The sequence below is a fragment of the Citrobacter sp. LST-B2 genome (assembly GCF_057983045.1).
Window position 1 is genome coordinate 2,171,464 of sequence record NZ_CP192598.1, and the last position, 14,011, is coordinate 2,185,474.

The window sequence follows — 14,011 nt, forward strand, 5'->3', positions numbered from 1 at the left end:
CGTTATTACGTCCGTTCCGTTATCCTATCGCCTCGCAAAGGCGCGTCTTCATGTCACTATAGGCCTGCGCGGCATAGCGTTCAGCCCACGACTGATCGTCGATCTTCTCGACATTAACCGCACAATACTTGGTTTCCGGCGTCTTTGAGATAGGGTCGAGATTATCCTGCGTGAGTTCATTACACGCGCCAATCCACCATTGATAGGTCATGTATACCGCTCCCTGATTGATGCGCCCGGAGACATCCGCCCGACTGATCACTTTTCCCCGACGTGAACTGACCCACACCAGGTCGCGATGGCGAATTCCTGCCTTTTGCGCATCCTGCGTGCTGATCTGCACATAGCCAGGCTCATCGGCAAGCGCCTGCAGGGCGGCACAGTTGCCGGTCATGGAACGACAGGAGTAGTGACCGACTTCGCGCACCGTACACAGAACCAGCGGATAGGCCTCGTCAGGCACTTCCGCGGGTGCGCGCCACGGTGCAGCAAACAGCTTGCCTTTACCGTCTGGCGTGTCGAAGCGGCTGTTTTCATACAGATAGGGCGTGCCGGGATGGTCGAGGTCGGGGCAGGGCCACTGGATATGCCCCAGGTCGCCCATCTTTTCCCAGGTGACGCCGTAGAACAGCGGACACAGTTCACGCATCTCATCCCAGATCTGTTGATTGTTTTCATAGTGCATGGGATAGCCCATTTCACTGGCGAGCAGGCTGATAATTTCCCAGTCTCGCTTCACGTCGCCAGTGGGGTCAACGGCCTTTTCGAAACGCTGGAAGCCGCGATCGGCGCAGGTGAATACGCCGCCGTGCTCGCCCCAGGAGGTGGCGGGTAAAATGACGTCCGCCATCTCGGCGGTTTTGGTCATAAAGATATCCTGCACCACGACAAAATCCAGCGCCGCGAAACCGTCACGCACCAGCCCCAGATCGGCTTCCGTTTGCAGCGGATCTTCCCCCATGATGTAGTAGGCTTTAATTTTCCCTTCCAGCGCCAGATGCGGGACTTCGGTAATGCGTGTGCCGACCTTGTCATCCATCCGGCTGGCGTCAATGCCCCAGGCTCTGGCGAACTTCTCTCTGACGGCCGCATCGGTGACATCCTGATATCCCGGAAAAAGATTCGGTAATACGCCCATGTCGCAGGCACCCTGGACGTTGTTCTGCCCGCGAACCGGGCCGACGCCGACGTGTGGACGACCCAGGTTACCGGTCAGCAGGGCAAGGCTCGATAATCCACGCACCACGTCCACGGCCTGACCGAACTGCGTCACGCCCATTCCCCACATCACTGTCGCGGAAGGGGCGGCGGCAAAGGTCCGCATCGCCTGACGAACTTGCGACGCCGGAACGCCGGTTAAATGCTCGACCGCTTCCGGCGCATAGTCTTTAACCGTTTGCCAGTAAGCATCCAGCCCCTGCGTGTGCTTATTCACGTACTCCTTGTCGTAAAGCAGTTCGTCAATGAGGACGTAACCAAACGCATTCACCAGCGCCATGTTGCACCCGTTATTCAGTTGCAGATGCTGGTCAGCAATGCGTGCGGTTTCAATACGGCGGGGATCGCAGACGATGATCTTCGCGCCATTCTGCCGCGCTTTGATCACCCGGCGCGCCACAATTGGGTGAGAGTCTGCGCAGTTATAACCGAAGATCAGCAGACATTTTGAGTTTTCGATGTCGCTGATGGAATTACTCATTGCACCATTGCCCAGCGTTTCCTGGAGGCCAGCGACCGAAGGCCCGTGACACACGCGGGCGCAGCAGTCCACGTTGTTGGTGTTGAGAACCGCACGCGCGAATTTCTGCATCACATAGTTGGTTTCATTGCCGGTACCGCGAGAGGAACCGGTTGTCATAATGGCGCGGGGGCCCGCGCTGTCGCGAATTTCCAGTAAACGTCGGGCGGTATAGCGAATCGCTTCATCCCAGGTGACCGGGGTAAATTTGTCGCCTTTCTGGTAGCGGATCAATGGGCGGGTGAGGCGGGGAGTCAAAAGGCGGGTATCGTTAAGGAAATCCCAACCATAGTAACCTTTCAGACAAAGTTGGTTCTGGTTAGTCACCCCCTCAGCCGCTTCAGCACGGATGATTTTGTTATTTTCAACAACAAGCTTGAGCTTGCACCCGGCCCCACAGTAGGGACAGACACTGGTGATTTTTTTCATCAATAACAGACCTGTTAAAAGCTGAAATAGCGCGAATTGTGACGAAGCCTGAGCGGAGCCGCTGAAGCTTCGGGTTGTCGTCATGACGCAGGGGATAAGCACAATACGTGCCAGAGTGGCAAAGCCTGGGCTGACGCAGAACGAGGCACAAGCTGCAGGAAAAATGACAGCGGATTCGACATAAATGACGAACGGACGTCAAAAAAAAGCCCGCACAGAGGCGGGCAAGACATACTGGAAGCAATGTGAGCAATGTCGTACTGAATACCCGAGTTATTTACTCAACTATTCAGTGATGAGAAAGATAATCCTTATCATCTAAACTTGCAACCCCAACTTTTGTGGGAGAAATCAGAAAGCTAAATTAAGTGATGTTCATCACAAACTTCAATTTCCTGACATTGTGCTATCCTTTTTAACGGCGAATAAACCGCTACTGTAAAATCGATAAGTGAGGAAAAAATGGGCATTATTTCATGGATTATTTTTGGTTTGATTGCAGGTATTCTGGCGAAGTGGATTATGCCTGGTAAGGATGGTGGTGGATTCTTTATGACGATCATTCTGGGGATCGTCGGTGCCGTAGTGGGCGGCTGGATCAGTACGCTGCTTGGTTTTGGGAAAGTCGATGGTTTTAATTTCGGCAGCTTTGTGGTGGCGGTTATTGGTGCTATCGTCGTCCTGCTTATTTACAGAAAAATCAAAAGCTAAGGCGCAATAATTGACTGACAAAAGGCGACCTGAGGGTGGCCTTTGTCATTTCAGGCCTGGCGTTACCACCAACCCAGTTCGGTACCCAGCACCACGACTATCGCGACGACAATCATAATCAGCGTCGTTTTTTTCATGATTTACGCCCCCGGTGCGGCATAGCCACCGATAAAAAACCAGGCCAAAAAAACCACGGCCGTAATAAAAATGACGACGGGAAACAGTATGCCCAGCCTCATGCGATCACCTGTCTGAATTATGCAAAGAGCTGCAAGGATAACAGGGGTTAATGGGTGACAAAAGGGGTTTTGTCCTCACGCTTTTCGCTTATTCTGCGAGTCGCCAGGACGTGACAAGTACGCTTTCGGCAGGCTATTATTTCTCAGAATTATCTTAAACACAGTCGCAAGCGCGCAACGAGAGAAGTATGTTCCAGCTAAAGCCGGGCACCCTGGCGCTGATTATTGGTGCGAAAACATCGGCCGGACGCGGCAATATCGGCAAGACGGTGGAATTGTTCCATCTCTGCCAGCCAGGTGAGGTATTTATTAATCCCATAAATGGATTTACCACCATGCTGCCGAAAGAGACGCCACGTGCGCTCTGGCTGGTGACGGGGGAGGTGGTGTCGGCAAACGGGCAGCAGGGTTTTGCCTGGGTCAGAGCGGAACACTTGATGCCTCTGTTGCCGGATATTCAGCCTGAATCGACGGTTACCCGCGAATCACAACTCGCGTAACCAGTCTGCCAGTACAAGGGCGTGATTTTGTTCGCTGTTTTTGGCGGCGTACAGCAGCGTCAGTGTCTGCTGGCGGGCAATCTGCGCCAGCCGCTCGCCTTCCTTCTTCTGCGTGGCAAGTTCAGCGCGGTACTGCTCAGTAAAATGCTGAAAATCGATCGTTTCTGCGTGAAAAGCTTTGCGCAGCTCTGTCGAGGGAGTGAGCGCTTTGACCCACTCATTGAGCACGAGATCCGCTTTTTTGATCCCGCGTGGCCACAGTCGGTCAACCAGCACCCGGTAGCCGTCGCTGTCTTCTGCCGGGTCGTAGACGCGTTTACACTGAATATTCATGTTTGTCATTCTCCTCAATCCAGGCGCAAAACTCATCGAGCTGTTGGTCGGAAAAAACCGTGATTCCGTGCTGGCGTAGCAGCGCGGTGGCCACTCCCATACCGGGATGACGTTGTCCGCTGAAGCTGCCGTCGTAGATAAACTGACTGCCGCATGTCGGGCTGCCGTCGGTGAGTAGCGCAACGTCACAGCCGGTCTCCTGTGCCGTGCGCAGCGCCAGCCAGGCGGCAAGCTGATAGTGCCCGGTGACATCTTGACCGTTCTTTTCCACAATGGATGCGCGCTCGTGCATCACATCGTTGCCATTGGCCCGAACAATTTCCGCCGGTGGGCGTGGTGTCGGCAAGCCTGCGGCCAGTTCAGGGCAATGGATGACCAGACGCTGTTCTGCCTGCAAACGCGCCAGTTTCGCAGCGGGATGCGCTTTCTCGCTGCCGTTATAACGCACCTTCAGCCCCATCAGGCAAGCGCTCACTAAAACCTTACTTTTCATCGCATTTGCCTCGTCCGGCAGAAAAACTGCTCTCGATCACTATATCACTTCGCACGCGTTCATCCCTAAATTAAGGGATTGTGATGGCAGTAAAAGATCGGTAGGCTGAGGTTCCTTATGTTGTCCCCAATTGTTCTGACGTAAGGAATTCTCCATGGAAATATCCCCTGTAAAAGATACGCTGCGTATTGCGCTGGTGGGTGATTACAACGCTGGCATCACGGCGCATCAGGCGATTCCTCTGGCCATCGACGACGCTGCTGCGGTTCTGGAACTGCTGGCGGATTACGACTGGCTGTCCAGCACTGAAATCACCAGTGCAGAAGATCTGGTGGGCTATGACGCCATCTGGGTGGTGCCTGGCAGCCCCTATAAAAATACCGAAGGCGCGTTGACGGCCATCCGTTATGCCCGCGAAAACAGCATTCCTTTCCTGGGAACCTGTGGCGGTTTTCAACACGCCATCCTTGAATATGCGCGTAATGTGCTGGGCTGGTCAGATGCTGCCCATGCGGAAACTGACACAACGGGCCGGATGGTTATTGCGCCACTTGCCTGTTCGCTGGTGGAAAAAACCGACGAAGTTGAACTGCGGCCCAATACGCTGATTGCTAAAGCCTATGGTCAGCCGGTGATTTCGGAGGGCTATCAGTGTAACTACGGCATTGCTGAGGCGTTTGCGGCTGAACTGGATAGCGGTGATCTGCGGGTGACCGGCTGGGATGATAACGGGGATATTCGGGCGGTGGAATTGGTGACGCATCCGTTCTTTGTCGCCACGCTTTTCCAGCCCGAACGTGGCGCTCTTACGGGGAAACCGGTTCCCCTGGCGCAAGCGATGCTGCGCGCTGCGCGAGGCTAATCAGTAGGGCAGACATCACGTCTGCCCTGAGCTTATCAGGCGGTAATCTCTTTATTTCGTCCCGCATAGAAACCGAATATCGCCATCGCTATCGCCAGCGCCGCAACGGTCAGCAGCGGGATCTGCCAGTCTCCCTGGGCGTCATGGATCCTGCCCATTAGCGGCGGCCCGCAAGCGGCTAACAGATAACCGACGGATTGCGCCATGCCGGAAAGCGCTGCTGCCTGATGCGCAGAACTGGCGCGCAGGCCGATAAAGGTCAGCCCCAGAATCATCGTTGCACCGGAGCCGAATCCAAACAGCAGCGTCCATAGCACCGCCTGATCCGGCATAAACCAGAAGCCAGCGGCACCCACAGCGCACATCAACGACACCAGTGCGGCGATGCAGCGCTGATCGTGAAAACGGTGCAGCACCAGCGGAATGAGTAAACCGGGAGAGGCGGTTGCTAACTGGAGCAAACCATGCAGCGAACCGGCCTGTGCCTCGCTGTAGCCGTGGCTGATTAAGATTGCTGGCAGCCAGCCGATAATTACGTAATAGATAAGCGAGTTAATTCCAAGAAATAACGTCACCTGCCAGGCCAGCGGTGAACGCCAGATGCCGCGTGCGTGCAGGGTGCGCGAGGTGGTTACGTTCGCGTGGGCGGCATGACGCCACTGCGGCAGCCAGATCAGCAACGCCAGTAGCGGAAACACCATCAACAGCAGCAACGCCCCGCGCCAGCCAAACCCACTTAGCGCCAGCGGAACCACCAGCGCGGAGCCCAACGCGGCGGCAGCACCCATCGTCAGGGAATAAGCACCGGTCAGTCTGGCGACGTGCTGCGAGAAATCGCGTTTGATAAGCCCTGGCAGCAGCACGTTGCCGAGGGCGATACCGCAGCCGATGATGGCAGTGCCAAGAAACAGTAAAGAGGCGTTCGGCAGTGAGCGCACGGCAACCCCGGCGCAAATCAGCAGCATTGCCGCGAAGAGACTGCGTTCCATGCCAATACGGCGGGCAATGCCGGCGGCAAGCGGAGAAACCAGCGCAAACGCCAGCAGCGGCAGGGTGGTTAATAATCCCGTCTGGGCAGTCGTAAGACCATAGTCCGTGCGAATCGCTTCCAGCAAAGGGGCGGCGCCGGTAAACGTCACGCGCAGCGTGGTGGCAATCATCAGGATACCGGCAATCAGCAGGGCACCGTGGTTGCCGCGTGGTGGTGAAGAAGTCATTGTTCTCTCATATCAACAGGTGAGGCCGTACCTTACCGCGTTTATCTGTGTTGTGAATCAAGCTAAAATGACAGTTTATCGCTAAATTCGGACAAAATGATGTACAGCCTGCGACTCGACGGATATGACCCCGATCTGCACCACGATGCCGCCGTGGCGTTTCGTATCCGCGCTCGCCCTGATGAGCTGTTTAGCGCGCAGCACCAGCATCGTAAAGGACAACTGATTATGGCACTGCATGGGGCTATCACCTGTGATGTTGAGTGCGCTATGTGGATGGTGCCGCCGCAGTACGCGGTCTGGATCCCCGGCGGCGTTCCCCACAGTAATCACGTAACGGCAGGCGCGGAGCTCTGCTTTCTCTTTATCGAACCGGAAGCCGTCACACTACCGGGACGTTGCTGTACGTTAAAAATTTCTCCGCTTTGTCGGGAGCTGATCCTCTCGCTGGCGAGGCGTAGTGACGCTCAGCGGGCAGAGCCGCAAACGCAGCGCCTGACGCAGGTCTTATTTGATGAACTTCCGCAACAACCGCAGGAGCAGATGCAGCTGCCGGTTTCAGCGCACCCAAAGATCCGCCGGATGGTTGACACCATGGCGCGCGAACCGGCGCAATGGCAAACGCTGGGGCAGTGGGCCAGCGTATTTGCGATGAGCGAGCGTAACCTTGCCCGACTGGTAGTGAAAGAGACAGGGCTCAGCTTTCGTCGCTGGCGACATCAGCTACAGCTCATTCTGGCACTACAGGCCCTGGTCGGCGGGCAGAACGTGCAGCAGGTGGCGCAACTGTTGGGGTATGATTCGACCACGGCGTTTATCACCATGTTCAAAAAAGGCCTGGGACAGACGCCAGGCCGTTATCTGGCGGGATTGACTACTGCCTTCCCACAATAAGCGAGACCAGACCGGCCGCGATAAGCGGACCAACAGGTACACCGCGAAACAGGGCCACGCCAAGCACGGTGCCGACCAGCAAACCGGCGACCAGCTGTGGCTGGCTGCCCATCAGCGTCACGCCGCGGCCGCCGAGCCAGGAGACCACCACGCCAACCACAATCGCCACCAGCGATTTCCAGTTAAGGAAAGAGTGGATCAAGGTGGAAGGTGGCAGTGTCCCGCTGGCGATAGGCGCCATGACGCCGATTGTCAGGATAATAATCCCGATGGTCAGCCCCTGTTTTTCAATCCACGGGAAAAAGGTATTGAGCGGGGTAACGCGGACAATAATCAGCACCAGAATTGAAACGGCGACAGTGGTGTTATGGCTGACAAAGCCCAGAGCTGCCAGTCCGAGCAGGATCAGCAGAGTGACATCAAACATCGTGGTTTCCTTGCCAAAAAAAGTTAAGCCTGTTTACTTTACGCCCAAACGCCACGCAGAACCGACTTTTTTAGAATCTGCTGGCTATTTCGGGCAAATGCCTGACGGCGAAAAACAGGCAATTTTTTATTTTGTCATCAAATTGCCATTATTGCGGACTATCAATAGCAGATGAACCGGTCTCGCTCATTTTGAGGTGTAGCCATGAACGATCAGATGTTTATTGAAACGCTCATTATTAGTTCATCCTTTTTCGCTATCGCCGCCGTTATCGTGATTTCTGTTTTAATTCTCGAACGTGGTAGCTGAACGCTTACGATGCGCGGTGAAATGCCACCAACTCTGGCCGGGCAATACGCAGATAATCGTCAGTATTGAGAATAATCGATTTCGTGAGCACGCCGGCGTTAAAGGCGATTTCACGATAACGTTCGAACAGCAGCGGATCGGCGACCAGCATTAACTGTGGATGAAAACTGAAAGGCGGGATCGCGCCAAATACGCAACCGGTGAGTTCGTCCACTTCTGCCGGGCTGGCAAGGGACGCACGCAGACCGCCAAGATACGTCGCCAGTTGACCAAGATCGGCCTGTTGGTCGGCAGGTAAAATAGCCAGTACATGCTGATTTACCCCATTCCCTTTCACTTTGCAGACCAGCGCCTTTGCTCCCTGACCCAGTGCGGTGCCCCGAATTTCTGATACGGCCTCGCATTTCCCAACAGCCTCATGGCTGACGACGCGATAACGGGCGCCCTCCAGAGACAATAAATCGAGTAAACGCTGATGGGTTTCGCTGCCTTTCTCCATTTCGCTCATTTTTTACTCCTGTTTGCGCGAAAAAACACGGTAAAGATTATCATGAACGCTGACGATTTTGATGCTTGTTGAGGTAGAGTTGCTCGTCAGAAGCGGTGTAGGCATCATGCAGCGAATCGTTCGGCTGCATGCTGTAGCTGCCTGATGAAAAACGAATATCCTTCTCAGGTGCCACGGTCCGCAGGTGGTTGGCTATCCGTTCCGGCAGACGAGCCGCCATATCTGGCTCTGCATCCACCAGAATGATGCAAAATTCATCGCCGCCCAGACGGATGGCGTAATCGCTTTTGCGCACCGATGCCTCAATCGCTTTTGCCAGCAAGGTGATCGCCCGATCGCCCTCGTGGTGTCCCTGCGTATCGTTAATCATCTTCAGCTTATCGAGATCGATAGCGATAAAGGTTACTGGCGTTCCGGTGCTGACAAATCGCTGTAATCGCTGCTCAAGCGTCGGGGTTAAAATTTTACGGTTATACAGGCCTGTCATCGCATCGCTGATATTTTCACGGGTAACATTATGGTAAAGGCGAAAATGCAGCCGGACCATATTGAGGAGCAGGGCAGTTGCCAGAAGGTAAAACAGAAACAGCTTCCAGGACGAGACAATGAAATACAAGATATCGAGTGACAGCTCGACGTGCAGACCACCAGGCAGATCGCTGATGTAATTGACGTACGGGAAAAGATTATTCTCGCTTTGATGAATAATAATCGTCTTATCCGAGTCGGTATCGGTGACGCTGGCATTGAGATAACGCCAGACCAGTGGGCGGTCGTGAGTAAAAACAATATTTTGCAAGTTGTGCTTATTAATATCCACCATCACGATGCCTTTTAACTTACCGTGCAGATAGACCGGTGTTAAAAAACTCATCACGTTAAGTTCGGTACGATCATCCTGATAGATACTCGACAGCACAGTACGTCCAGAAAACAATTCATCAATATCGGCCTGATGAATACCTAATGAGCCTTTCTGTAAAAAAGCCCAGTGATGCATGGCAAACTGACGCGTATTGATCGGATCATAGAAATAAATATATTGATTTTGTAAATCCAGATAATAATGAAATTTCTCTTCTGACGTGGCGAGGCCTTTTCCATAATCAACCTGTTCCCGGTTAACCTTCACGGCCTGATCAAAAGCAGGAAGCAACAGCACATCGTCCGCGATACGCGCACAGTCATCAATGGAGGTTTGTAACGTACCGTGGAGCGCGGGATAATTATGCTGCGTCAGATTCAAACCATACACCGAGTTAACACTTTCAAACGACTGGCAAAGGGTATGGCGGGTATCCGCCGGGAGCGTTTTCTCGGGTGTTGCCAGTGTGCGCATCAGATGGGCGGCAATGCTCTGATTCTGGTATTTATCATACAGAAATGAGGAGTCTGCTTTTTCGATGATATAGCGCATATAGCCATTCATTGACTTATAGCTGGCAATAAGTTCATAGATCAAAAAGGAAGATGTCAAAACGACAACGCTTGCGGAAATAAAGAGCCTGAGCGCTTTATGGGGCAATTTCATGATAAACAACAACTCTCCAGGTCAGATAATCTATTTTATCATACGTCACAGGTGCAACCTACCGGCCAGCGGGGATATGGAGTGCAAAAGGCATGAAATGAACCAGCCAGGAGATTATTTTCCTGGCTGGCTGTCGTTTAATTGGTGCTGGTGGCACCTTGTTTATGAAAAAGTTCGCGGAACACCGGGTAAATATCATCCTGATCGCGAATATGTTGCATTGCAAAATTATCAAACGTGGCTTGCAGATGTTCATATTCGCGCCACAGGGTTTGATGCGCGCGGCGGGTAATTTCGATATAACTGTAGTAACGAACCACCGGTAGCAGTTTCTTCGCCAGAATCTCATGGCACAGCGGAGAGTCATCTGCCCAGTTATCCCCATCCGATGCCTGTGCGGCGTAGATGTTCCACTGCGCAGGATCGTAACGTTCTTTCACAACGTCATCCATCAACTTCAGGGCGCTGGAAACAATGGTTCCCCCGGTTTCCTGAGAGTAGAAGAACTCATGCTCATCGACCTCTTTTGCCTGGGTGTGGTGACGAATATAGACCACTTCCACATTCTTATAGGTTCGACTCAAAAACAGGTAGAGCAGAATATAAAAGCGTTTGGCCATGTCTTTCGTCGACTGATCCATGGAGCCGGAGACGTCCATCAGGCAGAACATCACCGCCTGGCTGGACGGATCGGGACGCTTCTCATAATTTTTGTAGCGCAAGTCGAAGGTGTCGATAAATGGCACGCGTTCTATCTTGGCCCGCAGCTCAGCAATCTCTTTGCGTAATCGTTCCTCCTCCAGCAGTTGCGCCGGTTCGCTTTTGCTGATGGTGTCGAGATCCTGTTCCAGCGCGTGTAACTCGCGTCGTTTGCCGGCCGTCATGGCCGTGCGCCGGGCGAGAGAATTTTGCAGCGAACGCACGACGCTGATATTGGCCGGAACGCCGTTGGCGGTATAACCCGCCCGGTGCGTTTTATACTCCGTAAGCTGGCGCTGCTGGTTTTGTTTCAGGTTAGGCAGCGCTAAATCTTCGAAAAGCAGATCCAGGTATTCGTCTTTAGAGATCTGAAAGACGAATTCATCCTGGCCTTCACCGTCCTGACTGGCCTGGCCCTGTCCGCTACCTGAACCGCCGCCTCCGCCCTGCGGACGCTCGATACGGTCATTTTGTACGAAATGGTCGTTACCTGGGTGAACGCGATGGCGCAGGCCGCCGCGCCCCTGATGAAACATCGGTTCGCTGATATCTTCCGTCGGAATGGAGACAGATTCACCGCTGTCTACATCGGTCACCGAACGCTTGTTAATGGCCTCGGAGATCGACTGTTTAATTTGTGCTTTATAACGGCGTAAAAAGCGCTGGCGGTTAACCGTGCTCTTATTTTTGCCGTTAAGTCGTCGGTCAATGAACCAGGTCATATGCCCCCCGTACTGCATTTGCCAACTTTACGCTTCATCCTTCACGTTATCCCGGCGTTGGCTGCATTCGCTCACCCCAGTCACGTACTTATGTACGCTCCTGGGGATTCACTCATTTGCCGCCTTGATACACCTTGAATGATTTCGCGTACAAACGAACTATTTGCCCGGTAAACGGAGAAAATCTTCCGGGTCATTTATGCTGTTAAGACGATTTACGTACGCGCAGATACCATTCGCACAGTAAACGCACCTGTTTACGGGTGTAGCCTTTCTCCATCATCCGGTCGACAAAGTCGTCGTGTTTCTTCTGCTCATCGGTCGAGGTTTTGGCATTGAACGAAATGACCGGCAGCAGCTCTTCGGTATTGGAGAACATTTTTTTCTCAATGACCGTGCGCAGTTTTTCATAGCTGGTCCAGTTCGGATTTCGTCCGCTGTTGTTCGCTCTCGCACGCAGCACAAAGTTGACGATTTCATTACGGAAATCTTTCGGGTTGCTGATCCCCGCCGGTTTCTCAATTTTCTCCAGCTCCGCGTTCAGCGATTCACGGTCAAACAGCTGACCGGTATCCGGATCGCGGTATTCCTGATCCTGAATCCAGAAGTCGGCATACGTGACATAACGGTCGAAAATATTCTGTCCGTATTCCGAGTAGGATTCGAGATAGGCAGTCTGGATCTCTTTACCAATAAACTCGGCGTATTTCGGGATCAGATAGCCTTTCAGGAACTCGAGATAACGCTCAGCTTGCTCCTGCGGGAACTGTTCGCGCTCGATCTGCTGTTCCAGTACATAGAACAGATGAACCGGGTTCGCAGCGACTTCGACATGGTCAAAGTTAAAGACGCGCGAGAGGATTTTAAACGCGAAACGGGTCGACAGACCGTTCATCCCTTCATCGACGCCGGAGTAGTCGCGGTATTCCTGATACGACTTCGCTTTCGGATCGGTATCTTTCAGACTCTCACCATCATAGACGCGCATTTTCGAATAGATACTCGAGTTTTCCGGATCTTTCAGGCGGGAGAGAATCGAGAAACGTGCCAGCGTTTCCAGCGTTCCCGGCGCGCACGGCGCATGCGTCAATTCGCTGTGGTTTAGCAATTTCTCGTAGATTTTGATCTCTTCGGAAATGCGTAAGCAGTACGGTACCTTCACGATGTAAACACGGTCGAGGAAGGCTTCGTTGTTTTTGTTGTTACGGAACGTCACCCATTCCGATTCGTTCGAGTGGGCGAGAATGATGCCGTTAAACGGCAGGGCGGAGATCCCCTCAGTGCCGTTGTAGTTACCTTCCTGAGTGGCGGTCAGCAGCGGATGCAGCACTTTAATCGGTGCTTTGAACATCTCGACGAATTCCATGATCCCCTGGTTGGCCCGGCACAATGCGCCGGAATAGCCATACGCGTCCGGATCGTTCTGAGCGTGGTGTTCGAGTTTACGAATATCCACTTTCCCGACCAGCGCGGAAATGTCCTGGTTGTTCTCATCGCCCGGTTCCGTTTTGGCAATCGCGATTTGCGCAAGAATCGACGGCCACACTTTCACCACGCGGAATTTGGTGATATCCCCACCAAACTCATGCAGGCGTTTGGCCGCCCACGGTGACATAATGGTGCCGAGATAACGGCGCGGAATACCGTACTCTTTTTCCAGAATCTGGGTATCTTCCTGCGGATTAAACAGGCACAACGGATGATCGTTCACCGGGCTGCGTTCACCGTTGGCGCTCAGCACATAAATCGGGACACGCTGCATCAACGATTTCAGTCGTTCGGCAAGCGATGACTTCCCGCCCCCTACAGGCCCCAACAGATACAGGATCTGTTTCTTCTCTTCCAGCCCCTGAGCCGCGTGTTTCAGATAAGAGACAATCTGTTCGATCGCGTCTTCCATGCCGTAAAACTCTTCAAATGCCGGGTAACGTGCAATGACCCGGTTCGAGAAGAGGCGAGAAAGTCGGGGTTCCTGGGCAGTGTCGACCATGACGGGTTCACCAATAGCCATCAATAGCCGTTCTGCCGCGTTGGCATAAGCACTGCGATCTTGCCGACAAGTGGTAAGAAACTCCTGCAGTGTGAACTCTTCGTCCTTGGCAGCTTCATAACGCTGGCGATAGTGATCGAATATATTCATGATATGCCGTCCTTTCGTTTTTTAGCACAGGTTAAGAGCCGTTCATATGAATAGTAGAGGCTCCCGGAAGAGGTAGACTGAACGACGTCATTTACTGTCTCGTATCAAAAAAACAGCAACTCTCATGCCAGCTTTCACCGCGTGAGACCAACGTGCCCGGCGATACAACTTCTAAACTAAAGCGTAGATGGCATTTGCAAAACTTGCATGCACCCGCAAATGATTTTCAATGGCATATCAATAACTCATCCGCAAAAAG

17 protein-coding genes are annotated in these 14,011 nt (G+C 53.1%); 6 read left to right on the plus strand and 11 right to left on the minus strand.

Going from position 1 to position 14,011, the window contains the following annotated elements:
- Positions 1 to 19: 19 nt before the first annotated feature.
- A complete protein-coding gene (gene fdhF / locus ACQ0PY_RS10365) occupies positions 20 to 2,167 on the minus strand; it encodes a formate dehydrogenase subunit alpha (protein WP_109740181.1) in 2,148 nt (715 codons plus the stop codon).
- Between the two features lie 462 nt (positions 2,168 to 2,629).
- Here fdhF and ACQ0PY_RS10370 point away from each other — a divergent pair, with 462 nt between their 5' ends.
- Entirely contained in the window at positions 2,630 to 2,878 is a 249-nt protein-coding gene (locus ACQ0PY_RS10370; protein WP_043000937.1) for a GlsB/YeaQ/YmgE family stress response membrane protein, read from the plus strand.
- A 62-nt stretch (positions 2,879 to 2,940) separates the two neighbouring features.
- On the opposite strand, the gene yoaJ is transcribed toward ACQ0PY_RS10370, so the two are convergent.
- Both yoaJ and ACQ0PY_RS10380 read right to left on the minus strand, forming a co-directional pair.
- On the minus strand, positions 2,941 to 3,015 hold the full coding sequence (gene yoaJ, locus ACQ0PY_RS10375) for a protein YoaJ (protein WP_086513017.1): 75 nt from the start codon (positions 3,013 to 3,015) through the stop codon (positions 2,941 to 2,943).
- A 3-nt stretch (positions 3,016 to 3,018) separates the two neighbouring features.
- Complete coding sequence (locus tag ACQ0PY_RS10380) at positions 3,019 to 3,117, minus strand: YoaK family small membrane protein (RefSeq protein WP_042287604.1); 99 nt, start codon at positions 3,115 to 3,117, stop codon at positions 3,019 to 3,021.
- Positions 3,118 to 3,305: 188 nt separating this feature from the next.
- On the opposite strand from ACQ0PY_RS10380, the gene ACQ0PY_RS10385 reads away from it, so the two are divergent.
- Positions 3,306 to 3,617: a hypothetical protein gene (locus tag ACQ0PY_RS10385; protein ID WP_044254899.1), complete on the plus strand. Its 312-nt coding sequence runs from the start codon at positions 3,306 to 3,308 to the stop codon at positions 3,615 to 3,617.
- Here ACQ0PY_RS10385 and ACQ0PY_RS10390 read toward each other — a convergent pair.
- Positions 3,603 to 3,950, minus strand: a complete 348-nt coding sequence (locus ACQ0PY_RS10390; protein WP_090049953.1) for a DUF488 domain-containing protein — start codon at positions 3,948 to 3,950, stop codon at positions 3,603 to 3,605. The genes ACQ0PY_RS10385 and ACQ0PY_RS10390 overlap by 15 nt on opposite strands.
- Positions 3,934 to 4,443 carry a 2-thiouracil desulfurase family protein gene (locus ACQ0PY_RS10395; protein WP_109740182.1) on the minus strand — a complete coding sequence of 170 codons (510 nt, stop codon included), beginning with the start codon at positions 4,441 to 4,443 and terminating at the stop codon, positions 3,934 to 3,936. The genes ACQ0PY_RS10390 and ACQ0PY_RS10395 overlap by 17 nt, the downstream gene beginning before the upstream one ends.
- A gap of 154 nt (positions 4,444 to 4,597) precedes the next feature.
- On the opposite strand from ACQ0PY_RS10395, the gene ACQ0PY_RS10400 reads away from it, so the two are divergent.
- Positions 4,598 to 5,305, plus strand: coding sequence for a CTP synthase C-terminal region-related (seleno)protein (locus ACQ0PY_RS10400; protein ID WP_109740183.1), 708 nt, complete (start codon positions 4,598 to 4,600; stop codon positions 5,303 to 5,305).
- Between the two features lie 35 nt (positions 5,306 to 5,340).
- On the opposite strand, the gene ACQ0PY_RS10405 is transcribed toward ACQ0PY_RS10400, so the two are convergent.
- Positions 5,341 to 6,522, minus strand: a complete 1,182-nt coding sequence (locus ACQ0PY_RS10405) for a CynX/NimT family MFS transporter (protein WP_043000931.1) — start codon at positions 6,520 to 6,522, stop codon at positions 5,341 to 5,343.
- Between the two features lie 99 nt (positions 6,523 to 6,621).
- Here ACQ0PY_RS10405 and ACQ0PY_RS10410 point away from each other — a divergent pair, with 99 nt between their 5' ends.
- Positions 6,622 to 7,416: an AraC family transcriptional regulator gene (locus ACQ0PY_RS10410; protein ID WP_061070215.1), complete on the plus strand. Its 795-nt coding sequence runs from the start codon at positions 6,622 to 6,624 to the stop codon at positions 7,414 to 7,416.
- On the opposite strand, the gene ACQ0PY_RS10415 is transcribed toward ACQ0PY_RS10410, so the two are convergent.
- The gene (locus ACQ0PY_RS10415; RefSeq protein WP_043000929.1) at positions 7,397 to 7,843 is read right to left on the minus strand and encodes a DUF441 domain-containing protein; all 447 of its coding nucleotides are present in this window, start codon (positions 7,841 to 7,843) and stop codon (positions 7,397 to 7,399) included. The genes ACQ0PY_RS10410 and ACQ0PY_RS10415 overlap by 20 nt on opposite strands.
- Here ACQ0PY_RS10415 and ACQ0PY_RS10420 point away from each other — a divergent pair.
- Entirely contained in the window at positions 7,830 to 8,018 is a 189-nt protein-coding gene (locus ACQ0PY_RS10420) for a hypothetical protein (RefSeq protein WP_157959993.1), read from the plus strand. The genes ACQ0PY_RS10415 and ACQ0PY_RS10420 overlap by 14 nt on opposite strands.
- A gap of 29 nt (positions 8,019 to 8,047) precedes the next feature.
- On the plus strand, positions 8,048 to 8,152 hold the full coding sequence (gene yoaI / locus ACQ0PY_RS10425; protein ID WP_086512617.1) for a small membrane protein YoaI: 105 nt from the start codon (positions 8,048 to 8,050) through the stop codon (positions 8,150 to 8,152).
- A gap of 4 nt (positions 8,153 to 8,156) precedes the next feature.
- Here the strand turns inward: yoaI and ACQ0PY_RS10430 are convergent, their stop codons facing one another.
- The 4 genes from ACQ0PY_RS10430 to yeaG form a co-directional block, all read right to left on the minus strand.
- Positions 8,157 to 8,660, minus strand: coding sequence for a YbaK/prolyl-tRNA synthetase associated domain-containing protein (locus ACQ0PY_RS10430; protein WP_044328181.1), 504 nt, complete (start codon positions 8,658 to 8,660; stop codon positions 8,157 to 8,159).
- Positions 8,661 to 8,700: 40 nt separating this feature from the next.
- Positions 8,701 to 10,191, minus strand: coding sequence for a diguanylate cyclase DgcJ (gene dgcJ, locus ACQ0PY_RS10435; RefSeq protein WP_044265530.1), 1,491 nt, complete (start codon positions 10,189 to 10,191; stop codon positions 8,701 to 8,703).
- Between the two features lie 137 nt (positions 10,192 to 10,328).
- Positions 10,329 to 11,612 carry a YeaH/YhbH family protein gene (locus ACQ0PY_RS10440; protein ID WP_043000927.1) on the minus strand — a complete coding sequence of 428 codons (1,284 nt, stop codon included), beginning with the start codon at positions 11,610 to 11,612 and terminating at the stop codon, positions 10,329 to 10,331.
- A gap of 205 nt (positions 11,613 to 11,817) precedes the next feature.
- A complete protein-coding gene (yeaG, locus tag ACQ0PY_RS10445) occupies positions 11,818 to 13,752 on the minus strand; it encodes a protein kinase YeaG (RefSeq protein WP_043000926.1) in 1,935 nt (644 codons plus the stop codon).
- Positions 13,753 to 14,011: the final 259 nt, after the last annotated feature.